At 68.7% G+C, this 22,781-nt stretch carries 25 protein-coding genes; 9 read left to right on the forward strand and 16 right to left on the reverse strand.

The features are described from left to right. Nucleotides 1–82: 82 nt before the first annotated feature. From ACWZJV_RS14080 to ACWZJV_RS14090, 3 genes are read left to right on the forward strand one after another with little or no spacing between them, the layout of a single operon-like run. Complete coding sequence (locus ACWZJV_RS14080) at nt 83–427, forward strand: putative quinol monooxygenase (protein WP_457181888.1); 345 nt, start codon at nt 83–85, stop codon at nt 425–427. A 5-nt stretch (nt 428–432) separates the two neighbouring features. Next, entirely contained in the window at nt 433–1,422 is a 990-nt protein-coding gene (locus ACWZJV_RS14085; RefSeq protein ID WP_457181889.1) for an alpha/beta hydrolase, read from the forward strand. Beyond that, nucleotides 1,422–2,690, forward strand: a complete 1,269-nt coding sequence (locus ACWZJV_RS14090; protein ID WP_457181891.1) for a low temperature requirement protein A — start codon at nt 1,422–1,424, stop codon at nt 2,688–2,690. Before ACWZJV_RS14085 ends, ACWZJV_RS14090 begins: the two co-directional genes overlap by 1 nt. Here the strand turns inward: ACWZJV_RS14090 and ACWZJV_RS14095 are convergent. The 7 genes from ACWZJV_RS14095 to dnaB all read right to left on the reverse strand — a co-directional run bounded on the left by ACWZJV_RS14095 (nt 2,659) and on the right by dnaB (nt 8,321). Further along, entirely contained in the window at nt 2,659–2,937 is a 279-nt protein-coding gene (locus ACWZJV_RS14095) for a DUF6510 family protein (RefSeq protein ID WP_328528146.1), read from the reverse strand. The two genes, ACWZJV_RS14090 and ACWZJV_RS14095, sit on opposite strands and share 32 nt — an antisense overlap. Nucleotides 2,938–2,982: 45 nt before the next feature. Continuing rightward, nucleotides 2,983–3,684 carry a ferredoxin reductase gene (locus tag ACWZJV_RS14100; protein WP_457181893.1) on the reverse strand — a complete coding sequence of 234 codons (702 nt, stop codon included), beginning with the start codon at nt 3,682–3,684 and terminating at the stop codon, nt 2,983–2,985. Between the two features lie 26 nt (nt 3,685–3,710). Next, on the reverse strand, nt 3,711–4,310 hold the full coding sequence (locus ACWZJV_RS14105) for a sulfite oxidase-like oxidoreductase (RefSeq protein ID WP_457181895.1): 600 nt from the start codon (nt 4,308–4,310) through the stop codon (nt 3,711–3,713). A 143-nt stretch (nt 4,311–4,453) separates the two neighbouring features. Beyond that, nucleotides 4,454–5,359, reverse strand: a complete 906-nt coding sequence (locus ACWZJV_RS14110; protein ID WP_457181897.1) for a sigma-70 family RNA polymerase sigma factor — start codon at nt 5,357–5,359, stop codon at nt 4,454–4,456. Nucleotides 5,360–5,362: 3 nt separating this feature from the next. Then, complete coding sequence (locus tag ACWZJV_RS14115) at nt 5,363–5,860, reverse strand: anthrone oxygenase family protein (protein WP_457181899.1); 498 nt, start codon at nt 5,858–5,860, stop codon at nt 5,363–5,365. Next, nucleotides 5,857–6,693, reverse strand: a complete 837-nt coding sequence (locus tag ACWZJV_RS14120) for an NAD(P)H-binding protein (protein ID WP_457181900.1) — start codon at nt 6,691–6,693, stop codon at nt 5,857–5,859. Before ACWZJV_RS14120 ends, ACWZJV_RS14115 begins: the two co-directional genes overlap by 4 nt. Before the next feature lie 197 nt (nt 6,694–6,890). Continuing rightward, nucleotides 6,891–8,321 (reverse strand): replicative DNA helicase, encoded by a 1,431-nt coding sequence (gene dnaB / locus ACWZJV_RS14125; RefSeq protein WP_008355432.1) that lies wholly within the window; start codon nt 8,319–8,321, stop codon nt 6,891–6,893. Between the two features lie 470 nt (nt 8,322–8,791). Between dnaB and ACWZJV_RS14130 the strand changes: the two genes are divergently transcribed. Then, nucleotides 8,792–10,147 (forward strand): MATE family efflux transporter, encoded by a 1,356-nt coding sequence (locus ACWZJV_RS14130; protein WP_457181903.1) that lies wholly within the window; start codon nt 8,792–8,794, stop codon nt 10,145–10,147. A 27-nt stretch (nt 10,148–10,174) separates the two neighbouring features. Here the strand turns inward: ACWZJV_RS14130 and ACWZJV_RS14135 are convergent, their stop codons facing one another. Both ACWZJV_RS14135 and ACWZJV_RS14140 read right to left on the reverse strand, forming a co-directional pair. Next, nucleotides 10,175–10,846, reverse strand: a complete 672-nt coding sequence (locus tag ACWZJV_RS14135; RefSeq protein WP_457181904.1) for a hypothetical protein — start codon at nt 10,844–10,846, stop codon at nt 10,175–10,177. Nucleotides 10,847–10,961: 115 nt separating this feature from the next. After that, on the reverse strand, nt 10,962–11,288 hold the full coding sequence (locus ACWZJV_RS14140; RefSeq protein ID WP_457181906.1) for a helix-turn-helix domain-containing protein: 327 nt from the start codon (nt 11,286–11,288) through the stop codon (nt 10,962–10,964). A 148-nt stretch (nt 11,289–11,436) separates the two neighbouring features. On the opposite strand from ACWZJV_RS14140, the gene ACWZJV_RS14145 reads away from it, so the two are divergent. After that, nucleotides 11,437–12,012: a DinB family protein gene (locus ACWZJV_RS14145; RefSeq protein WP_196876126.1), complete on the forward strand. Its 576-nt coding sequence runs from the start codon at nt 11,437–11,439 to the stop codon at nt 12,010–12,012. A gap of 71 nt (nt 12,013–12,083) precedes the next feature. On the opposite strand, the gene rplI is transcribed toward ACWZJV_RS14145, so the two are convergent. The 7 genes from rplI to ACWZJV_RS14180 all read right to left on the reverse strand — a co-directional run bounded on the left by rplI (nt 12,084) and on the right by ACWZJV_RS14180 (nt 17,664). Next, complete coding sequence (gene rplI / locus ACWZJV_RS14150; protein ID WP_008355442.1) at nt 12,084–12,536, reverse strand: 50S ribosomal protein L9; 453 nt, start codon at nt 12,534–12,536, stop codon at nt 12,084–12,086. An 11-nt stretch (nt 12,537–12,547) separates the two neighbouring features. Then, nucleotides 12,548–12,784, reverse strand: a complete 237-nt coding sequence (gene rpsR / locus ACWZJV_RS14155) for a 30S ribosomal protein S18 (RefSeq protein WP_008355445.1) — start codon at nt 12,782–12,784, stop codon at nt 12,548–12,550. A gap of 71 nt (nt 12,785–12,855) precedes the next feature. After that, nucleotides 12,856–13,443, reverse strand: a complete 588-nt coding sequence (locus ACWZJV_RS14160) for a single-stranded DNA-binding protein (RefSeq protein WP_196876124.1) — start codon at nt 13,441–13,443, stop codon at nt 12,856–12,858. A gap of 104 nt (nt 13,444–13,547) precedes the next feature. Then, nucleotides 13,548–13,835 (reverse strand): 30S ribosomal protein S6, encoded by a 288-nt coding sequence (gene rpsF, locus ACWZJV_RS14165; RefSeq protein WP_008355448.1) that lies wholly within the window; start codon nt 13,833–13,835, stop codon nt 13,548–13,550. 103 nt (nt 13,836–13,938) lie between these two features. Next, nucleotides 13,939–17,100, reverse strand: coding sequence for a heavy metal translocating P-type ATPase (locus ACWZJV_RS14170; protein WP_457181908.1), 3,162 nt, complete (start codon nt 17,098–17,100; stop codon nt 13,939–13,941). A 5-nt stretch (nt 17,101–17,105) separates the two neighbouring features. Further along, nucleotides 17,106–17,309: a heavy-metal-associated domain-containing protein gene (locus ACWZJV_RS14175; protein ID WP_008355452.1), complete on the reverse strand. Its 204-nt coding sequence runs from the start codon at nt 17,307–17,309 to the stop codon at nt 17,106–17,108. Between the two features lie 34 nt (nt 17,310–17,343). Further along, nucleotides 17,344–17,664 (reverse strand): metal-sensitive transcriptional regulator, encoded by a 321-nt coding sequence (locus ACWZJV_RS14180; RefSeq protein ID WP_008355454.1) that lies wholly within the window; start codon nt 17,662–17,664, stop codon nt 17,344–17,346. Nucleotides 17,665–17,735: 71 nt separating this feature from the next. Between ACWZJV_RS14180 and ACWZJV_RS14185 the strand changes: the two genes are divergently transcribed. The 4 genes from ACWZJV_RS14185 to ACWZJV_RS14200 all read left to right on the forward strand — a co-directional run bounded on the left by ACWZJV_RS14185 (nt 17,736) and on the right by ACWZJV_RS14200 (nt 22,764). Then, nucleotides 17,736–18,530 carry a deoxyribonuclease IV gene (locus ACWZJV_RS14185; RefSeq protein ID WP_457181909.1) on the forward strand — a complete coding sequence of 265 codons (795 nt, stop codon included), beginning with the start codon at nt 17,736–17,738 and terminating at the stop codon, nt 18,528–18,530. Nucleotides 18,531–18,544: 14 nt separating this feature from the next. Beyond that, on the forward strand, nt 18,545–19,582 hold the full coding sequence (locus ACWZJV_RS14190; protein WP_457181910.1) for an LLM class flavin-dependent oxidoreductase: 1,038 nt from the start codon (nt 18,545–18,547) through the stop codon (nt 19,580–19,582). Between the two features lie 101 nt (nt 19,583–19,683). Then, the gene (locus ACWZJV_RS14195; RefSeq protein WP_457181911.1) at nt 19,684–21,741 is read left to right on the forward strand and encodes an acyltransferase family protein; all 2,058 of its coding nucleotides are present in this window, start codon (nt 19,684–19,686) and stop codon (nt 21,739–21,741) included. A 402-nt stretch (nt 21,742–22,143) separates the two neighbouring features. Further along, nucleotides 22,144–22,764 (forward strand): DUF5317 family protein, encoded by a 621-nt coding sequence (locus tag ACWZJV_RS14200; protein ID WP_457181913.1) that lies wholly within the window; start codon nt 22,144–22,146, stop codon nt 22,762–22,764. Nucleotides 22,765–22,781 lie beyond the last annotated feature (17 nt).

The following is a 22,781-nucleotide window of genomic DNA, read 5'->3' on the forward strand; positions in this document are numbered from 1 at the left end:
CGGAAGCCCGGGCTGGTTCGCTGAACGGGTCGAAAGCCCCGCACCGATCGGTGCGGAGCACACCACCTGAAAGGCGACAGCGATGAACATCGAGTACGGATTCCAGGCCACCATGACCGCCAAGGAGGGGAAGGCGGACGAGCTCGTCGAGCTCCTGCTCTCCGGTCCCACCGTCGGACCCTCCGCGCACGAGGGCTGCCTCGTGTTCCTGGTCAGCCGGTCGGCCACCCAGCCCGAGGTGGTCCACCTCGTAGAAGGCTGGGTGAGCGAAGAGGTGCACCACGCCGTCTTCGACGACCCTGAGTCGCAGGGCTACATCGCCCGCTTCGCAGAGCTCGTCGCCGACTCGACGTACGCCGACTTCGTCCCGCTGGGCGGCAAGGCGATCCTTCCCCCGGCCCTGTCCCCGTCCGCCACCGCCCGGTGACCGCCATGGACAACGCAGCCACCATGACGACCGCTCGGCCGAGCCTCGATCCGGAGCTCGGCGCCCTGCTCGCCGACATGCCCGACGCACCTCCGCTGAGCGCGGAGACCCTTCCCATGATCCGCCCGTTCGCGACCGTCGACGCCGAGGTGGCGCTTGCCGGGCACGATCTGAACAGACGCGACGTCACTGTCCCCAGCTTTGACGGCGCGCCTCTCCCCCTCACCATCCTCGCCCCGGCGAGAGGCGGCGAACCCGGAACGGCGGCCCCGTGCATCTACTGGGTGCACGGCGGCGGGATGGTCATGGGTGACCGCTTCTCCCAGATCGACATCCCGCTCGACTGGCTCGAGAGCTTCGGCGCCACCGTGGTGTCGGTCGACTACCGCCTCGCGCCCGAGGCATCGGGGGCGACGCTCGTGGAGGACTGCTATGCCGGCCTCAGCTGGGTGACCTCGCACGCGGACGAGCTCGGCATCGATCCCGCTCGGATCATCGTTGCCGGTACGAGCGCGGGTGGCGGGCTCGCCGCCGGCGCCACCCTTCTGGCGCGCGATCGGCGAGGTCCGGCGATCGCGGCTCAGGTCCTGATCTGCCCCATGCTCGACCATCGCAACACGACGGAGTCCAGCCGCCAGTTCACGGGTCCCGGTGTCTGGTCCCGCGAGGCGAACGAGTTCGGTTGGCAATCGGTCCTCGGCGACCTCGCCGACGGCGACGTTCCCGGCTACGTCTCGCCGGCGCTTGCCGAGAATCTCGCCGGGCTGCCGACCACCTATGTCGACGCGGGCAGTGCCGAGGTCTTCCGCGACGAGAACGTCGCGTACGCCTCCCGCATCTGGGCCGCGGGCGGGCAGGCCGAGCTCCACGTCTGGGCCGGCGGCTTCCACGGTTTCGATGCCCTCTTCCCCCAGGCCCAGGTGTCGCAGGCAGCACGAGCCGCCCGAAGCGACTGGCTCGCGCGCGTGCTCTGCGACCCGAGGCTCGCGAGCTGATGGCCAGCGCACTCGCGCACCGTCGGCGCAGCCTGGTGGGTCGCTCACCGACCGAGGAGCACCGATCGGCCACCCCCCTGGAGCTGCTGTACGACCTGGTGTTCATCGTCGCCTTCGGACAAGCGGCCGACGAGCTGGCGCACCACGTCGCGGCGGGCCGGCCAGCTGTCGGGGTCGTCGGGTTCACCCTCGGCGTCGTTCTGATCTCGTGGGCCTGGGGCAGCTACACCTGGTTCGCATCGGCGTACGACGAGGACGACTGGATCTGCCGGCTCACCACCATGGTGCAGATGGTCGGCGTCGGCATCGTCGCGCTCGGGCTGCCCGAGATGTTCGCCTCGCTCGCCGGGGCCGAGGACGGCGGCTACGGCATCGTGGTCGGCGGCTACGTCGTGATGCGCGTGCCGATGGCCGTCCAATGGTTGCGGGCGGCCCGCAACGATCCGGTACGTCGGCCGGCACTGATGACGTACTTCTGGACCATCGCCCTCGCCCAGGCCGGATGGACGTTCCTCGTCGCGGCCGCCCTTCCGCTGCCCGCTGCGGCAGTCGTCGGGGTGGCGCTGCTCGCGATCGAGACGGTCGGGCCGGTGATCGCGCAGCGCGGGAAGGGCGGGACTCCCTGGAACGCCGACCACGTCGCGGAGCGCTACGGGCTGCTCGTCATCGTCGCCCTCGGCGAGGTCGTCCTCGGCACGATCGCCGCGGTGTCGGCGACAGTGCACGGTCCCGCCGGTTGGAGCATCGATGCGGCCGTGACCGCGACCGCGGGGATCGGGCTCGCGCTCGCGATGTGGTGGATGTACTTCACCGTCCCCTCAGCACTCGTCCTCCGAGTCCACCGGGAGCGGGTGTTCTTCTGGTCCTACGGGCACCACGTCATCGTGGGCGCGATCGTGGCCGTCGGTGCCGGCCTGCACGTCGCCGCACTCCGCCTCGAGCACGACTCCGAGATCGGGGCCGTACCCACCATCCTGACGGTCGCGATCCCCCTGGTGATCTTCGTCTGGATGCTCTACGCCCAGTGGAGCACCCTGGTCAGAAGCCGCAACCGTCGTCACGTCGGCCTGATCATCGGCACCTCGGCAGTGACCGTCCTGGCCGTCGTCCTGGTCGCAGCGGGCGTCTCCATCGCCGTGGGCCTGGCGGTGATCGCGGTCGCGGCCGTGATCCCCATCGCGGGTTTCGAGCTCGTCGGGCACCGCGATCTCGCGGCCGCCCTCGCCCCGCACGCTCTCAGCGGATCGGGACGTCGACCGTCGATGTGAAGTGGAACGAGGTGGCTCCGCCGAGGTCGAGCCAGGTGCCTGAGGGCGTCGTCGCCACGCGGATGACGTATTCGGTGCACCCTGGGCAGCGGCCCACGAGGCCCGGCTCGGGCCCGTAGACGACGAGTTGGGCCAGCGTCGTCGACAGCCCACAGGCTCGGCACCGCACCTGGGCGGTGGTGGCTTCGGCGGTGAAGATGTCGGCGAGCGGTCCTGCTAGCGCGTTGCCGTCACGGTGTTCGCTCATGACAGGGTTTCCTTTCCATGACTCGTGGTGCAGTGGTCTCGTCGCTCACCGGCCGCCGAAACGTTCGGTACGGATCCGGTCGGCATGGTGCCCGGCTGCGAGCAGGTGGTTCGCCGCGTCTTCGACGAAACCGGTGGGGCCGCAGACGAAACAGGTCGGCGTTGCCCCCGACGTCCAGCTGCTTCCGTCGTCGAGATCGTTCTGACGGAGTCGACCTGGCGGACGCGTCTCGGTCGGGGGTGCGGTGCGTGTGTACAGCCACGTCACCGAAGGCCCTCCGGCCTGGGCTGCGAGCCGGGTGAGCTCGTCTCCGTAGATGCGATCCTGCGGGGTTCGTACGGAGTGGATGAGGTGAAATGGTGTCCGGATGTCGGCTTCATCGCGAGCACGGATCATGGACATGAGGGGAACGACGCCCGATCCGCCCGCGACGAGCAGAACAGGCGAAGGGTCGTCCTGATCCCACACGAACCAGTTGCCGAGAGGGCCTCGGACCTCGAGCTCGTCGCCGATCATGGCGATATCGGTGAGGAACTCAGAGACCTCGCCTCCGGGCAGGCGCTGCACGGTGATCTCGATGACGCCGTCATCGGCCGGCGCTGCGAGTGAGTAGCTGCGTACGGCCTGGTAGCCGTCCGGGGCGGTCAGCCGCACATCGACGTGCTGTCCGGGCAGGTGACCGTTCCATTCGTCGACCCGCAGGGACAGGGTGTGGGCCGTGGCCGTCTCCGCGCGGCTTCCGGTCACGGTGGCGCTCTGCCAGCGCCGCGCTCCTAGTCGCCCTGGTATCGCTGCTCGCGCCATGGGTCGCCGTAGTCGTGATAGCCGAGCGACTCCCAGAAGCCCGGGTCGTCGTCATCGACGAGATCGAGGCTCTTGATCCACTTGGCGGACTTCCAGAGGTACAGGTGCGGGACCAGAAGTCGAGCTGGCCCGCCGTGCTCGGCCGGAAGGTCGTCCCCGTCGTGCTCGTAAGCGATCCAGGCCTTGCCGTCGAGCAGGTCCTCGAGCGGAAGGTTCGTGGTGTAGCCGCCGTAGGAGCGAGCGAGCACGTACTCGGCCGCGGTGTCGACGTCTGCCAGGAGATCGTCGATGGCGACACCTCTCCAGGTGGTGTCCAGTCGGCTCCAGCGAGTTACGCAGTGGATGTCGACCGTGATGTCCTCCGCGGGCAGGGCCGTGAACTCGTCCCATGTCCAGGATCGCAGGGCCTGGTCTCTGTCCCTGACGCTGAACGTCCACTCGTCTCGTCGGATGGCGGGTGTCGGGCCGGCGGACAGCACCGGGAAGTCCTCGGTCAGGTATTGCCCAGGGGGCAGTCGGTCGTCCGTTGCAGGGTGCCTGCCCGTGAAGCCGCGCGTCACGTGCACCATCTCAAGCCACCTACCCTTCCTTCGGTGTCAGAGGCTCAGCGGCTGTCTGGCGCCGCGCCCTCTGAAGCGTAGTTCGAAAGCTCGGCCCCGGTGGTGGGAACGAGCTCGGCGTGGCCGGCCTTTGCCGAGTCATCCCGTCTTGATCAGCCGGCGATCGTGAGGCCAGTGAGCTTGGCCGGATCAAGGATCAGGTCGATCTCGGTGATTCGCTGTCCCTGCACGGTCATCCCCACGACAGCCATGACATCGCCTGCGCGCTGGGCGATGAGGCCGGCGGATCCGTTGACCAGAGCGGGCCGACACAGCGTCGCGAAGCGGGGACCTTGAACCGCGGTGTGGCGGGCGACATCGTCTCTTCCCACGAGGAGTGCGGGAGCGATCCCGGCGCGTGCTCCGGCATCGACGCGGAACACGACGTCCGGATCGAGCACCTCCAGCAGGCTCTCGAAGTCGCCGGCGCGAGCTGCGGCGAGGAACGCGTCGACCAGCCGACGTTGCGTGGGGAGATCTGCGTCTGGCACGGAGCTCGTGCCCTGGACGCGTCGGCGGGCCCGGCTCGCCAGTTGACGTGCCGCGACCGGTGTGCGATCCACGATCGGGGCTATCTCGTCGAACGGGACCCCGAACATGTCGTGCAGGACGAAGGCCAACCGCTCTGCTGGGTCCAGGGTGTCCAGGATGATGAGGAGCGCAAGCCCCATGGAGTCCGCCAGCAGGCTGGCCTGTTCGGGATCGTCCGACCCGCCGGTCGACACGACGGGCTCGGGCAGCGCGTCGACGGGGGCCTCGGGTCGTGCCTTGCGGGCCCGGAGCATGTCGATGCACACCCGCCCGACCAGGGTGACGAGCCAGCCGCTCATGTCCTTGATTGCTGCACCGTCCGACTTGGTCGTACGGATCCACGCTTCCTGGAGAGCGTCGTCGGCCTCGGTCAATGAGCCGAGCATGCGGTAGGCGACCGCCCTCAAGCGGGGCCGATGCTCCTCGAATCGCTGGGCGAACCAGTGCATCGCATCGGTCCTGTCATCTGGACAGGTCTCGTGCTGCATGACTCAGCCCTGGCCCGCGAGCCGGGTGGACCGTACGTCTCGGTTGGACGCGTCGTGGTCACCGGGGACGAGCAGAACGACGAAGGCAAGGACGGCGGCGAGAGTGCGGGTGGCGTGGGCCAGTTGCCAGGTGTCGCGAACAGTCTTCCAGTCGGCAGGCGGTGACTGCGGGTGCCAGTCGAGCTGGTCGGCGTTGATCGGGAGGTTGACCGATACCGTGAGGATGAGGATCGCCACGAGAAGGGTCAGGCCGATGGCCGCCGACCATCTGGGGCCACCGCCACGGAAGGTGCGAAGAAGGAGCGCTGCGGTGATGACGACCGCTGGCAGGAGGGTGGCTATGGCCAGCTTGTCGAGGTTCTCGAGTTCGACCAGGCGGACCTCGGTGTAGACGGTTGCAGTGGCGTCGCGCAGAGAGAGCTCCAGGACCAGGACTGCCACCAGGAAGCCGGCGAACAGACCTGTGAACAGGAGCGAGGCGCGGCGCAACAGGGCGGTCATGACCAGTCCTTCGCGTGGTCGGCGGCCCAGTCGGCGAAGGTGCGGGCAGGCCGGCCGAGAAGGGCCTCCACCTCGGTGGTGACCGCCGGTTGGCGGCCGGTCTCGCGCTCGTAGCGAGACAGGAGGGCAGCGACGAAGCGCTCGTCGAGACCACCGCGGATCATGCCCTCGGCGGCCATCTCGGGCGGCACCTCCTCGAAGGTCAGGGGCCTGCCGATCGCGGCACCGAGGACCGCGACCATTTCCTCCAGGGTCAACGCCTCGGGGCCGGTGACGGCGAGCACCCGGCCGAGCAGCGCATCGTCGAGGAGGGCGTCGGCGATGACTTCGGCGACGTCACGTTCGTGGATCACGGCCTCGGCAAAGGCCCCGTACGGGCCCCGGATGGTGTCACCGAACGCCAGCTGGCCGCGCCACATGCCCAGAGTGTTCGCCGCGAACGAGCCTGGACGCACGGCGACCCACGGCAGCCCAGACGAGACGACGGCACGTTCCGCCTCGGTGTTGCGGTCGCCGTTGAATCGGGACGGCTGATGGCCGGGCTCGTCGTCCACGTTGATCGCCGACATGACGACCACCTTCGGGACGCCCTCTTCAACGGCAGCGTCGAGCAGCCCGTCGATGCTACCGAGGGTGGCACGGGGGTGGACGAACACCCCGTCGACGCCGCTCAGCGCGGCCGCCACGTCATTCGGATGTACAGGCTCGACCCCGCTGGGAATGTCGGCGTTGCTGACGTCTCGCGTCACGGCGCGGACCCGAGCTCCCTCCGCGAGCAGCGCCCGCACCAGCGGGCGTCCGATAAGGCCGGTGGCTCCGGTGACCAGATACATGAAGGGCTCCTTTGGGATGAGCACGGCTCTCGTGTCTCATCAACAAGGACGTATCCGCGTCCGCAGATGTGACGAGATCGAGGCCGCGTCGCCTTCAGCGGCCCGCAGAAGCCATCAGTTCCGGCTTGGCCTTCGGCGACAAGCACCTAGGTCTGAACTGAACACCGTGAGCCGATGATCAGTTACACAAAGTCCGGTCAGTGGGCCATGTCGACGAAGCGGCTGTAGTGGCCCTGGAAGGCGACGACGAGGTCGCGGGTGGGGCCGTTACGGTGCTTGGCGATGATCACGTCCGCCTCGCCGGGGCGGGTCGACTCCTTCTCGTAGACGTCGTCGCGGTGGAGGAGGACGACCATGTCGGCGTCCTGCTCGAGCGATCCGGACTCACGGAGGTCGGAGACGGCCGGGCGCTTGTCGGCGCGCTGCTCGGAACCACGGTTGAGCTGGGAGAGCGCGATGATCGGGACCTCGAGCTCCTTGGCCAGCAGCTTGATCTGACGGGAGAACTCGGAGACCTCGAGCTGACGGGACTCGACCTTCTTGCCGGAGCTCATCAGCTGGAGGTAGTCGATCACGATGAGCCGGAGGTCGTGGCGCTGCTTGAGCCTCCGGGCCTTGCTGCGGATCTCCATCATCGTCATGTTGGGGCTGTCGTCGATGAACATCGGCGCGCTGGAGACCTCGCCCATCTTGCGGGCCAGCTTGTTCCAGTCGTCGTCGGACATGTTGCCGTTGCGGATGTGGTTGAGCGGCACCTTCGCCTCCGCGGAGAGGAGGCGCATGGTGATCTCGGAGCGGCTCATCTCCAGGCTGAAGAAGACGCTGGTCAGGTTGTTGTGGATCGAGGCCGCCCGGCAGAAGTCGAGGGCCAGGGTCGACTTACCCATCGCGGGTCGGGCCGCGACGATGATCATCTGGCCCGAATGGAAGCCGTTGGTCAGCTCGTCGAAGTCGGCGAAGCCGGTCGGGACGCCGTAGAGGCCGGCCTCGCGGTTGGAGATCGCCTCGATCTCGTCGAGGACGCCGTCCATGATGTCGGCGAGCGGCGAGTAGTCCTCACCGGAGCGCTTGTCGGTGAGCTTGAAGACCTCGGCCTGGGCCTCGTCGACGATGTTGTCGACCTCGCCCTCGCCGGCGTAGCCGATCTGCACGATCTTGGTGCCGGCCTCGACCAGACGCCGCAGGACGGACTTGTCGCGGACGATCTCGCCGTAATAGGCCGCGTTGGCGGCGATCGGGACGTTGGAGGCGAGCGTGTGCAGGTAGGGCGCACCGCCGATGCGCTCGAGCTCGCCCTTGCGGCGCAGGTCGTCGGCGACGGTGACCATGTCGGCCGGCTCGCCGCGGCTGTAGAGATCGAGGATCGAGTCGTAGATCGACTCGTGGGTCGGCCGGTAGAAGTCGGTGCCGCGCAGCGTCTCGGAGACGTCGGCGATGGCGTCCTTGGAGATCAGCATCGAACCGAGGACGGCCTGCTCGGCGGCCATGTCCTGCGGTGGGGTGCGGTCGTTGACCGCGCGCGGAGCGTTGCCCGGTTCGTACGCCGCGGGGCCGTCGCCCCACTCCTCGAAGGGCGGCTCCGGGAAGTCGCCCGGACCGTCCATCGAGCCGGTCTCAGTGACGCTCATTCCCTTGCCCCTCCATGTCTGCGGATCGTCGCGGCGTGATCTCGGTCGGTCCGGTTCCCACGCTACGGGTGAGCACCGACAGTTCTGCTCGCGCAGTCCTGGGCCGACCCTCGACGACACCTCAAGTCTCCGCGACCCTACGTCGCAGACCACATCGGCGACAGAGGGTTATCCACAGGCCCTGGGGATAACCAGGGGATAGCGGTGGACGACACCCTGGTCAATGTGAACAGCCTGGGGAACTGGCTGTGCATAACTAGTGCAACGTAATCAGTAAACCCACTCTGACCTGCGACTTCGTAGTTCACGTCCTGTGGACGGAAGAAAGTACGCAACGCATCCGGATTTACCCCCAGGATCGTCGTTCCACCTCAGGCGTTTTGTCGACATAGCGCCGCAACGACGTTTTCCACAGGTTTTCCACCTGCCCTGAACAACGCTTCGCGCCGGCGGTGTTTAACCTTGAGACCGTGACGACCCCGGCGGATGCGAAGAGCTACTCGAAGACCGACCGCCGAGGCCTCGACAAGGAGATCTGGCGGCTTGCGATCCCCGCCTTCCTGGCGCTTGTCGCCGAGCCGCTCTTCCTGCTGGCGGACTCCGCGATCGTGGGCCACCTCGGCACCCGCGAGCTCGCCGGCCTCGGTGTCGCGGGGGTCGTGCTCCAGACGATCGTCGGTCTCTGCGTCTTCCTCGCGTACGGCACGACAGCATCGGTCGCCCGCCGGATCGGCGCCGGCGACACCGCCGGTGCGCTCCGGCAGGGGATCGACGGGATCTGGCTCGCGGTGCTCATCGGGGTCGTCGTGACCGTCCCGGTGATGGTGCTGGCCGAGCCCCTCAGCCGGGCGATCGGCGCGGGCGACGACGTGGTCGGTCCGGCCACGACCTACCTCCGGATCGCCGTCCTCGGGGTGACGCCGCTGCTGATGATGCTCGCCGCGACCGGCGTCCTCCGCGGGCTCCAGGACACCAGGACACCGTTGGTCGCGGCGATCATCGCCAACGTGCTCAACATCGTGCTCAACCTCGGCCTCGTCTACGGCGCCGGGCTCGGGATCGCGGGTTCGGCGATCGGATCGGTGATCGCCCAGGTGCTCGCGGCCGGCATGCTGACCTACGTCGTGGTGCGCGCCGCCCGCGCCGAGTCGGTGCCGCTGCGACCGGACGCGCCCGGGATCCGAGCCGCCGCGCGGGCCGGTGTGGCCCTCGTCGTGCGCACGCTGACGCTGCGGGTGGCGCTCCTGGTCACGACGTACGCCGTCACCCATCTCACCGTCGGCGACCAGGCCGTCGGGCTGGCGACCCACCAGATCGCCTTCACCCTGTGGACGTTCCTGGCGTTCGTGCTCGACGCGATCGCGATCGCCGCCCAGGCGCTGACCGGTAGGTCGCTGGGAGCCGGAGACACCCAGGAGACCCGGGCCATCACGGCCCGGATGGTGTGGTGGGGCGTCGTGATCGGGGTTGCTGTCGGCGTACTGCTGGCTGCTCTCTCGCCCTTCCTCGGCGCACTCTTCACCGAGGACCGGGCGGTGCGGGAGCTGTTGGTGCCGGTGGTCATCGTGGCGGCGATCGCGCAGCCGCTGGCCGGCGTGGTCTTCGTGCTCGACGGGGTGCTGATCGGCGCCGGCGACGGGCGCTACCTGGCCTGGGGCGGCATCTGGACCCTGGTCGCGTACGTCCCGCTGGTCGCCCTGGCCGTCATCCTGGGCGGTGGGCTGGTGTGGGTGTGGATCACCTTCGCGATCGGCTTCATGGGCGCCCGCTTCGTGGTGCTGACGCTCCGCGCGCGCAGCGACCACTGGCTGGTCACCGGCGTCTGAGCCGCCGGTGACCAGCCAGTGCTGACATCAGGGGTTGCTCGTGACCTGGATCGGGTTGTTGGCCGCGTCGGTCGCGTTGACGGTGTAGGTCGCCGCGAAGGAGACCTGGTCGCCGTTGGAGATGCCGGCGACACCGCACAGGAAGCCGGACACGTTGGACAGCGTCAGGGTGGGCTCGCTGCCGGGGAGGGTGAGCGTGCCCGAGGAGGCGCCGTTCGTGTAGGAACCGGCCACCGAGCCGGTCGCGTCGAACGAGCAGCCCGAGCCGCTGACCCTGGCCGAGATCCCGCTGATGTTGCCGGCGGTGGAGCCGTTCGCGTCGGTGTCACCGGTGGCGTCGAGCGACCACGTGCCCGATCCGGTGACCGTGAAGTCGATCCCCGCAGGGCCGGTGCAGTCGGTGAAGGAGACGCTGGAACCGTCGAGCGCGGCGATCCCGGTGCCGCTGATGGCAGCGCCCGGGGTCGCGGTGCCCGAGATCGAGCTGCCGCTGCAGGTGACCGTGGCGCCGGCGGTGACGTCGGTGAAGGTGATGCCGCTCCCCTGCGCTCCGAAGGCGACGCTCGATCCGGCGGCTGCGGACCCGGCGCTGAGGTTGTAGCTCGAGGCGGCGAAGGCTGCTGGTGAGGCGAGGCCGATCGCGGCGACGGCTGCGACCGGTACGACGGTGAATCTGGCCAGCTTGGACATGTTCGACATGACACGCTCCTCTGGTGGTGGGGTCGGCCGAGTGGTCTCGGCCGACGATCACGCTAGGAGCGGCTCGGCACGGACGGGCTGGTCCGGACCAGGGACCCGCACTATTTCGTTCATATCAACAACATGTGTCCCGGTTACCTTTCGTCCGGCGCCGCTTCGCGTACGCCGCCTCCGCCCGCCAGCGCGGCAGCGCCGACCGCAACGCCCGCATCATCGCCAGCCTGAGAGCCGGGTCGTGCAGGTCCGGCCCGAGGAGCTCGCGGAGGAGACGTACGCGGTAGGCGGCCGTGGACGGCGGCAGCTGCATCCGCACCGCGACATCGGCGGGCCGGTCGACGCCGTTGTGCAGCATGACCTCGAGCGTCTCGCCGAGAATCCACCTGGAGTGCGGCTTGACCCCCTCGAGCTTTCCCAGCACCGCGCGGTTGTCATCGGTCAACATGGGGGACCTCCCGAATGGCCGCCAGCGGATCCCCGGCGATCCGCAAGAGAACAGGTTATAGATCCGCCCGATGTTTCGATGAGGTTTCGAGACAACCGGTCCCACATACTCGGTTGCGCCGGATCCCGCTTGGCGCGAAGGTCAGCACATGGCCGCTGATCCGAAGAGCACCCTCAAGAGCTACCTCGATGCACGCCGCGAGGCACTGATCTCCAAGGTCGAGGACCTGCCGGAGCGAGAGGCGCGGTTGCCGCGTACGCCGACCGGGACCAACCTCCTCGGCATCATCAAGCACGTCACCGGGGTCGAGGCCGTCTACCTGGGGTCGACGTTCGGTCGCCCGTATCCGCACCCCGAGGAGCTGATCGCGGACGAGGACTTCGAGGTCGACCCGCAGGCGGACTGGTACGCCACCGAGGACGAGACGGTCGCAGGGATCATCGATCGCTACCGCCGGGTCATCGCTCACGGGAACGAGACGATCGACGCGCTGCCGATCGACGCCGTCGGCCACGTGCCGCACTGGGGCGGCGAGGAGGTCACCCTCCACCAGATGCTGGTGCACCTCTTCGCCGATCTCGCCGGCCACTGTGGCCAGGCCGACATCCTCCGCGAGGAGGTCGACGGAGCGGTCGGCTGGCGCAAGCCCGGTGACAACATCCCCTCGGAGTACGACTGGCCGGCGTACGTCGCCAAGCTGACCGAGATCGCCAACAGATTCTGACACCCGCCGGTTCTCGGTGAAAACGAACAGGCCCGCCTCCCGAAGGAGGCGGGCCCGTGTGAATCCCTAGATCAAGCGGGGACCACGTTGAGGGCCAGCTTGGCGGACACCTCGTCGTGGAGCTTGACGGAGACCTCGTGGGCACCGAGCGACTTGATCGGGTTGCCCAGCGCGATGGTGCGCTTGTCGATCGACTCACCGGTGGTCTCGGTGACCGCGGCGGCGATGTCGGCGGCGGTGATGGCGCCGTAGAGGCGGCCGTCCTTGCCGGCGCGGACCTTCACGTTGACCGTGTTGGCCTCGAGCTTGCCCTTGATCTCGGCGGCGTGAGCCTCGTCGCGCACGGAGCGAGCCGAACGCGCAGCCTTGATCGACTCGACCTGCGACTCGGCGCCGCGGGTCCAGCGGATGGCGTCGCCACGCGGGATCAGGTAGTTGCGGGCGTAGCCGTCCTTGACCTCGACGACGTCACCGGCGGAACCGAGCCCGGTGACCTCCTGCTGAAGGATGATCTTGGTAGCCATGTCGATCCTCCTCAGCGACCGGTGGAGGTGTAGGGCAGCAGAGCGACCTCGCGCGCGTTCTTGACGGCGATGGCCACGTCGCGCTGGTGCTGGACGCAGTTGCCGGTCACGCGGCGGGCGCGGATCTTGCCGCGGTCGGAGATGAACTTACGGAGGAGGGTGGCGTCCTTGTAGTCGACACCGGTCGCCTTCTCCTTGCAGAACTGGCAAACCTTCTTCTTAGGCTTGCGAATCACTGCCTTGGCCATTGTGGTGCTTCCTTTCTAGAAGCCCGGCATGCGCCGGAATGGTTGAGGGATTCGGAATGTGGATCTGTTGATCAGAAGGGAGGCTCGTCGTTGCCCACGCCCGGGGTCGCCCACGGGTCGTTGGCCGGCGCGCCGCCGCCCGCGTTGGCGGGCTGCTGCGGAGCCGGCGAGGCCCACGGGTCGTTGCCGGCCGGGGCCTGCTGGCCACCACCCTGGGGGCCGCCGTAGCCGCCGCCCTGGTTGTAGCCACCGCCCTGGTTGTAACCGCCGCCGCCACCCTGGCCGCCGGACTGACGGCTGGCCTTGGTGACCTTGGCGGTCGCGTAGCGGAGCGAAGGACCGATCTCGTCGCACTCGAGCTCGAAGACAGTGCGCTTCTCGCCCTCACGCGTCTCGTAGGACCTCGACTTCAGGCGGCCCTGAGCGACGACACGCATGCCGCGCTGCAGGGACTCGGCGACGTTCTCAGCGGCCTGACGCCAGATCGAGCAGCGCAGGAAGAGGGTCTCCCCGTCCTCCCACGCGTTGGTCTGCCGGTTGAAGCTGCTGGGCGTCGAAGCGATCGTGAAGTTGGCAACGGCTGCACCCGACGGCGTGAAGCGAAGCTCCGGGTCGTCGGTGAGGTTGCCGATCACGGTGATGACGGTGTCGCCTGCCATGAGATCTCCCTTGAGTCTGATCTGGGTGTCGGTGTCGGTCAGGAGTTGTACCTAGAGCCCAAACATAGGGCCCAGCACCGACATTTCCGACGGTGACATCCGCGTCACTTGGACGGGCGGATGACCTTCGTACGCAGGATCTGCTCGTTGAGGCCAAGCTGGCGGTCGAGCTCCAGAACGGTCTTGGGCTCAGCGGTCAGGTTGACGACGGCGTAGATGCCCTCGGCGTTCTTGTTGACCTCGTAGGCCAGGCGACGACGTCCCCAGACGTCAACGTTCTCGACGGTGCCACCATCGTTGGTGACGACCTTCAGGAACTTGTCAAGGGTCGGGGCGACGGTGCGCTCATCGAGGCTGGGCTCGAGGATCACCATTACTTCATAGGCGCGCATAGCGTTCTCCACCTCCTACGGACTCGGCGGCCATGGTCTCTCCATGGCAGGAGGGCTGATGCGATGTCCCATCTCCGTCTGTGGAGAGGGACGCGTCAGCGTATCAACCAGCGGAACCCGCGGCCGAATCCACGGCCTCGACCGTGAACGGCACCGTGATCACCTCGCCGTCCCCGAGCCGGAACTGGGCCCACAGGCGGTAGAGCCCGGCTTCCGGTACGTCCAGGTGCAGCCCGAGCTCAGGCCCGAAAGTCGCCCCGGGCACCGCCAGCTCGGCACCTTCGGCGTGACCGTGCACGAACGTCTCGCCGTCCGCGCTCATGACCACGACGTGGCCGGCGGCGCCGAGGTAGGGCTGTAGATCGTCGACAATCCTGCCGTCGCCGTCCTCGAAGCGGAAGTGCAGGTCGCTCTGCTGATCCGCGACCAGTGAGCCTTCGAGGGTGACGGTGAGATTGTCGACAGTCGACGATCGCGGGCTCGCCTCGAGCGGGACGGCCGGAGGCTGCGTACCGTCGATCGTGAGCTGCTGGCGGTCGAGGACATCGGCCATGTCGGCCCGACGGCGGAACTCGGTGTCGACACGGTAGGTGCCACCGGCGGGGAAGGTCACGTCGGTCTCGAGCTCGCCCGGCCGGCCGGTCGGCTCGGCGTGCAGGTGACGGAACCAGGACAGATCCTCGCTGGTCACGATCACGTGCATCCAGGCCTGGTGGGTGCGGCCGAGGTCGGTCACCGGCTCGCCGGTCGCGGCGTCCGTCACCAGGAACCGGAGCCCGCCCGCGCGCCGGGTGATCGCCACGTCGATGCCCGACTCGTCGGAGGCTACCGGGGCGATGTCGACCTCGTGCATCTCGGTCATCGACGGCCGCATCGGGCTCATCCCCTGCGCCCACTCCAGGATGCCGTTCATGCCCCGCTGCGCGGGCTCGGTGCGCGACAGGTAGGTCAGCGCGGCCCCGATCGAGAGCGCGATCACGGCCGTGACAAGCAGATATCCACCGTCGCGGGCCTTGGTGAGGAGGCCGCGACCGGCGTACGCCTCGGGGGTCTCGGGTCGGCGGAAGCCGCGCAGGCGCAGCGCGTTGGTGACCACGCTGACCGAGCTCATCGCCATCGCGGCGCCGGCGAGGACCGGGTCGAGCAGGGCGAGGGCGGCGACGGGGATGAGGAGCACGTTGTAGGCGAAGGCCCAGAACAAGCCCTGCTTGATCGTCGCGACGGTGCGGCGGGAGAGCGCCAGCGCGGTCACCACGCCGCGGAGGTCACCGCCGACCAGGGTGATGTCGGAGGCGGCGAGCGCGACGTCGGTCCCGGTGCCGATCGCGATCCCGACGTCGGCCTGGGCCAGCGCCGGGGCGTCGTTGATTCCGTCGCCGACCATCGCGACGACCTTGCCGTCGGCCTGGAGCTGGTGGATCCGGGCGAGCTTCTCCTCGGGCAGGAGGCCGCCGGCGGCGTGGCGTACGCCGACCTCGTCGGCCACCTTCGCCACCGTCGAGGCCGCGTCGCCGCTGAGGATGTGCACCTCGACGCCCGACTCCTCGAGCAGGCGGACCGTCTCCCGGGCCTCGTCGCGGACCTGGTCCTCGACACGGATCGACCCGGCGTACGTCCCGTCGACCGCGACCAGGACCGAGCCGTTGTCGGCGGCGTCGATGCCCTCCTCGGCCAGCATCGCCGAGTTGCCGACGAGGACCCGGCGCCCGTCGACGACGGCGCTGATCCCGCGTCCGGGGTGGGCCTCGAACGCCGAGACCTGCGCGTCGGCGGCGTCTCCGGACGCTTCCGCGCGGGCTCGGAGCGCCGTGGCCAGCGGGTGGTCGCTGCCGGTCTCGGCGGCCGCGGCGATGCGGACGAGCGCATCCGGGGTCCAGTCGGCGGCCACGGTGATGTCGGAGACCTCGGGCTTGCCGTGGGTGATGGTGCCGGTCTTGTCGAAGACGATGGCGGTCACGGAGCGGGCACGCTCGAGGGTCTCGCCCGACCCGACCAGCACACCGAGCTCGGCGGCGCGCCCGGCGCCGACCATGACGGCGGCCGGGGTGGCCAGGCCGAGGGCACAGGGGCAGGCGATGATGAGGACCGCGATGGCCGCGGTGACGGCGCTGGTGAGTCGCTCGGCGTCGGGTCCGAGGACGAGCCAGCCCACGAAGGTCAGTGCAGCCACGACCAGGACGGCGGGCACGAAGACCTCGGAGACCCGGTCGGCCAGGCGCTGCAGCTTGGTGCCGGAGCCCTGCGCGGACTCGACCATCGCGATGATCTGCGCCAGCGTGGTCTCGGAGCCGACCGCGGTCGCCTCGATCTCGAACGAGCCGGTCTGGTTGATGGTCGCGCCGATGACGATGTCGCCCTCGGCCTTCCGCACGGGGTCGCTCTCGCCGGTGAGCATGGACTCGTCGACGTACGACGCCCCGGCGACGATGCGGCCGTCGACCGGGATCTTCTCGCCGGCGCGCACCCGGATCCGGTCGCCGACCTTCAGGTTCGCGACCGGGACGGTGACGTCACGGCCGTTGCGGACGACCGTGGCCGTCTCCGGCATCAGACCGACGAGGGCCTTGACCGCATCGGCCGTACGCGACTTGGCCCGGGCCTCCAGCCAGCGGCCCATCAGCACCAGCGCGACGATGACCAGGGCGGTCTCGAAGTAGAGGTGGAGCGGCAGGCCCCACGCCTCGGCCTGCCCCATCCACAGGGTCACGAAGGCGCTGTAGGCGAAGGCGATGCCGGTGCCGAGCGTGACCAGGGTGTTCATGTCGACGGAGCCGTGGCGCAGGCCACGCGCCGCCGCGAGGTAGATCTCCCGGCCCGCCCACCACTGGGTGATCGCAGCGACCACGAGCACGATCGACATGACCGGCTCCATGGCGTCGACGGGGAGCGGGACGTACATCAGGGCCATCAGGCCCAGCCCCACCGCCAGGGCCGTGATCCACCGCCGCTTGAGCTGGACGAGCTCTGTCTCGCGGCGTACGTCCCGATCATCCTCAGCTACATGAGGCTCCTGCGGATTGTCGACAGTCGACGATCGCAGGACCGCCTGATAGCCCGCCTTCTCGATGGCGGCGCTGATCTCGGCAAGGTCGGTGCGGGTGGGATCGAAGTGCACCAGGGCGGTCTCGGTGGCGAGGTTGACGTTGGCGTCCTCGACACCCTCGACACGGCTGATGGCCTTGGTGACACGGCGCACGCAGCTCGCGCAGGTCATGCCCTCGATCTCGAGCTGTTGCTCCGTGGGGGTGGCGGCGGTGGGGCTCATCGTGATCAGGCCAGCGAGTAGCCGGCCTCTTCGACGGCCGCGCGGATGGCGTCGTCAGAGATCGGCTCGGCGGCGGTGACGGTGACGTTGCCGGAGGCCAGGTCGACGTCGACGTTGCTCACACCGGCGATCTCGGTGACCTCCTCGGTGACGGAGGCGACGCAGTGGCCACAGGTCATGCCGACGACGGTGAAGTTCTGGGTGCTCATGAGACTCTTCCTAGGGTTGTTGGATTGTTGACAATCAGGACCGGACGAGGCGTGCGATGGCAGCAGAGGCCTCGGCGAGCTTCTCGTCGGCCTCGGCGCCACCGTTCTGGACCGCGCCGGCGACGCAGTGACCGAGGTGCTCGTCGAGCAGCCCGAGAGCGACCGCCTGGAGCGCCTTGGTGGAGGCGGAGACCTGGGTGAGGATGTCGATGCAGTAGGCCTCGTCCTCGACCATCCGCTGGAGCCCGCGCACCTGACCTTCGATGCGCTTGAGGCGCTTGAGATACGCCTCTTTGTTCTTGTTGTGGAGGTATCCGTGATCCGCGTGGCCTTCGGGCCCGGTGTGCTCGTCCATGGCGCCTACCATACCCCCGTAAGGTATGAAGTCAACCCCGCGATGTCGGTGCCGGGCCCTAGACTGGAGCCATGGCTGTTGCGATCGGTGCCCACGTAGACCAGACCGACCCCGTCGCCGAGGCGACCGCGCGCGGGGCGAGCCTGGTGCAGTTCTTCCTCGGCGACCCGCAGTCCTACAAGGGCCCGGTCGTGACGTACGCCGAGGGTGCCGCAGAGCTCAAGGCCCGCGCGGAGGAGGCCGGTGTCGATCTCTACGTCCACGCGCCCTACATCATCAACGTCGCCACGACGAACAACCGGATCCGGATCCCGAGCCGCAAGCTCCTCCAGCAGCACATGGACACCGCGGCCGAGGTCGGCGCCAAGGGCCTGATCGTCCACGGCGGTCACGTCAACAAGGACGACGACCCGGCGAAGGGCTTCGACAACTGGCGCAAGGCGATCGAGGCCACCGACATCAAGGTCCCGCTCCTGATCGAGAACACGGCCGGCGGCGACAACGCGATGGCGCGCTACCTCGACCGGATCGCCGGCGTCTGGGAGGCGATCTCCACCGCCGAGGGCGCGGAGAACGTGGGCTTCTGCCTCGACACCTGCCACGCCCACGCCGGCGGCAACCCGCTCGAGACGGTGGTCGAGGACGTCCGCAAGATCACCGGCCGCATCGACCTGGTCCACTGCAACGACTCCCGCGACGAGTTCGACTCCGGAGCCGACCGCCACGCCAACTTCGGCGCCGGGCGCATCGACCCCGACCTGCTCGCGGGCGTGGTCCGCGACGCCGGCGCCCCGGTCATCTGCGAGACCCCGGGCGGCGCCGCGGAGCACACCAGCGACTTCGCCTGGCTCCGCGAGCGGCTCTGAGGCCCACGGCAGACATGACGCGACCGCTCCGCAGGCTCGGCTTCCTCACGATCGGGCTCTTCGACCCCGCCGCACCGGCCGCCGGTCACGAGGAGACCCTGCAGATCATCGAGCTGGGCGAGGAGCTCGGCTTCGACTCGGCCTGGCTGCGCCACCGCCACCTGCAATACGGGATCTCGTCACCGATCGCGGTGATGGCCGCGGCCACCCAGCGCACCTCGCGGATCGAGCTCGGCACCGCGGTCACGCCGCTCGGGCTGGAGAACCCGTTCCGTCTCGCCGAGGACCTCGGCACGGTCGACGTACTCTCCGACCGCGGCAGCGGCGGCCGCATCAACCCCGGCGTCAGCGTCGGACCGCCGATGAACTACGACGCGCTCAAGGACCACCTCTACCCCGACACCCACGACGTCGAGGACTTCACCTACACCCGCGTCGAGCGGCTCCTCCACAACCTCGAGGGCAAGCCGGTCTCGACGTTCGAGGGCACCCGCGGGATCGAGACGTTCTCCCGGAGCATCCAGCCGCAGTCGCCGGGCCTGCGCGAGCGGGTCTGGTACGGCGGCGGCTCCACCCGCAGCGTCACCTGGGCCGCCGAGCACGGCCTCAACCTGCTCACTTCGAGCGTGATCGACGCCGAGGGCGAAGATTTTGCCCAGATCCAGCGCGCGCAGATCGACCTCTTCCGTTCGCTGCATCCCGCCGGCGAGGCCGCCCGCGTCTCCCAGGGTCTCGTCGTCATCCCGACCGACTCGGCGACGCCGGAGCAGAAGCAGAAGTACGAGGCGTACGCCGCCGCCCGGCTGCCCCGCACTCGCGAGCCTCAGCAGCTGGGTCCGCACAAGCGCGCCTTTTTCGCCCCTGACCTGGTCGGAAGCAGCGAGCAGCTGGCCGAGCGGCTCGGCAACCACGCGGGCTTCCAGGCGGTCGACGAGGTGGCCTTCGCGCTGCCGTTCACCTTCGCCCACGAGGACTACGTGCAGATCCTCACCGACATGGCGACGAGGCTCGGACCGATGCTCGGCTGGTCGCCGGGCGCACGCGGCCGCTGAGACAAGAGCTCACTGAGAGGTCCCTGATAATCGGCGAGAAGGACCACCCAGTGGGACCGTCGGCTATGACCCATCAGGGCCATTGACATAGGCTTTTTTAAATGAGCTCGAACTGGCGCGCCGATGTTCAAGGTCTCCGTGCCGTCGCTGTCGGTCTGGTGATCGCAGGACACGCGGGACTCTCGGGTTTCGAAGGTGGGTTCGTCGGAGTCGACGTCTTCTTCGTCCTCTCCGGGTTCCTGATCACCACTCTGCTGCTGCGTGAGACCGACCGCAGCGGCACGGTCAGCATCAGCCAGTTCTACGCCCGCCGCGCCCGCCGGATCCTCCCGGCGGCGACCGCGACGATGCTGGTCGTACTCACCTACAGCGCCATCGTCCTGCCCCAGACACGCACCGACCAGATCGCCGGCGACGCGGGCTGGGCGGCGGTCTTCCTGGCCAACGTGCACTTCGCCAGGGAGGCCGTCGACTACTTCAACAACGCCGCGCCCTCGCCGTTCCAGCACTACTGGTCGCTCTCGGTCGAGGAGCAGTTCTACGTCGTCTGGCCGCTGCTGGTGCTCGCCGTCGCGCTCTGGATCCCGAAGCACCACCGCCGCCGCGCGGTCACCGCGCTCGCGGCGCTCGTCGCGGTGGTCAGCCTCGCCTGGTCGCTGCACGCGACCGCTGCCGACCCGACCACGGCCTACTTCTCGACGCCGGCACGGGCGTTCGAGCTCGCCGCCGGCGCCCTGCTGGCCTGCGTCGCGGGTCGTCTGCAGGTCGCGACCAGCGCGACCCGGACCGGGCGTATCGCCTCGACAGCGCTCGGCATCGCCGGTGTCGGCACCCTCGTCTACGCCACCGCCAGCTTCAGCGAGGCGACCCACTTCCCGGGCTGGCACGCCCTGGTCCCGGTGCTCGCGACGGCCGCGCTCCTGGTCGCCGGCCCCGCCACCCCGACCGGCTGGCTGCTCTCCCAGCAGCCGCTGCGCTACCTGGGCGACATCTCCTTCAGCCTCTACCTGTGGCACTGGCCGATCCTGATCCTCGCCCCCGAGGAGATCCCCGGCGGCGGCGTACGACAGCTGCTCATCATGCTGGCGCTCATCCTGGCCGCCTCCGCGGCGAGCTACCACTGGATCGAGATGCCCTTCCAGCGTCACCGGATCCCTCACCTCACCAAGGGCCGGCGCGCGCTCGCCCTCTGGCCCGCCGCCGCTGCCCTCGCCCTGGTCGCCGGCACGAGCTCCCAGGCGTACGCCGGCTATCAGGTCGACGTCGCCAAGGCCAACGCGGAGGAGTGGTTCAAGGAGAACCCCGACGTTCTCGAGACCGACGACAAGCCGGTGACCGGCGTGCTGAAGACGACGATCGAGGCCGCGGAGGAGGGTGCGCCGCTGCCGCCCGAGGCCAAGTTCGACGCCAGCGACTCGTGGGCCGAGCGCGGCGGCTACTGCTACGCCGGCTACGGCGAGACCGAGCTCGACGGCGACTGCGTCTACGGCGACGGCAAGGCCGAGCGCACCGTGGCCGTCGTCGGCGACTCCCACATCGGGATGTGGCTCCCCGCGCTCGACACCCTCGCCGAGCGTCAGCACGTGAAGCTGATCCCGTTCGTGAAGCTCGGTTGCGCTGCGTACGGGGTCAAGCAGAAGTCCTCGAAGATGACCGTCGAGGAGTGCGAGGACTTCCGCACATGGACCAACGAGCAGATCGCCGAGCTCAACCCCGACACGATCGTCGTCGGCGCCCGCGGCATGCTCGACATGGAGGAACGCGACGGCGTCTCGACCGAGGAGCAGTGGCGTGAGGGCGTACGCGACGGCGTCAGGTCCTTCGAGAAGATCACTCCCGACGTACGCGTCTTCGCCGACGTCCCGGCCGTCGACAACGACCCCGGCGAGTGTCTCTCCGACGCCCGCAACCTCCTCGAGGACTGCGTCGTGAAGGCCGACGGCACCGAGGTCGACTCCAACGAGGTGACCCAGGAGGCGCTCGAGGGCACCGAGGCCGCGTACGTCGACATCGTCGACCTGGTCTGCACCGAGCGCTGCCCGCTCGTCGTCGGCGACGTCGTCACCTACTACGACGACTCCCACATCACCGCGACCTGGGTCGACCGGGTCACCCCGGCCCTCGGCAAGCGCCTCGGCCGCCTGGACCGTTCCGCCTAGAACACATATCAGTTCTGCGCTCGCCGACCATTGCCCTGGCGGTGTCGGAGCGGAAGAATTGAAGGTTGCCGGGCGGGGCAGTCATGTCCCCTCACCGCCCCGCCCGGCCCACGTCCGCGTTTCCGGCCGCCTGGCGCAGGTTGGGCATCCCCCTAGTGCCCAACCCGCGCTGCGGCCCCGAAACCGCCTGCCTCCCCCAAGGCGGCGGCGCCAGCGTCCGAACCGAATTCCCCCGAATCTCGGTCCGGACAGCCCCAAGGAGTACGCGGCGAACCGCTTGATACACGGTCTTCAGTATTTTCTTTCGGACTTCCATCGAGCCGGCTCAGCACGCCGTACGGCCCGGAACGAGTTGCCTCGTTCCCCTTACGGACGCGATACGGCGCCACTACGCTCCTTCGCATGCCGGGCCCAGGAATGCTCACGCTGATGGTGCTTCCCGCGGTCATCGGCCTCATCATCGTCGCCCGCCCGAACGTCGCGACCTCTCTGACGAGCCTGCGCGGGAAGTGGCTGATCGCTCTCGTCGCAGCGCTGCAGTTCATGCACGTCGAGGGGTTATGGCCAGATCAGGTCAAAGAGAGCGTTGAGCGTCGGGTCTATGCGGTCCTGGTTGTGGTCATCGCGATCGCCTTCTGCTGGCTGAATCGCTCGCTCTGGTCTCGTCGCTCGGGCCGGTGGGCGCTGTCGCTCATCCCGCTCGGAACTGCATCCAATTCGCTGCCGATCGCCGTCCTCGGTGCGATGCCGTACAGCGTTTCGGGCGCACGCGCCGCCGGCTACTCCAGCACTGAGCTGGCGACCGACGCGCCCGGATACATCCGCCTGGACGACGTCTCACGTCTCTGGATCCCGCTCTCCGACCTCATCCCCATCCCTGTGCTGATGAAGGTCCTCAGTGTCGGCGACGTACTTCTGATTCCTGGCCTAGTGCTGCTGGTCGTCGCCTGTTACCGCCCCAGCACGCAGGGCCTTTCTGACAACGCCACCCAGCCGAACGGCTCCGTCCAGCCATCGGCGTAGCCGCGCCAGTCCTCAAC

It is taken from the genome of Nocardioides sp. WG-D5 (genome assembly GCF_054031175.1).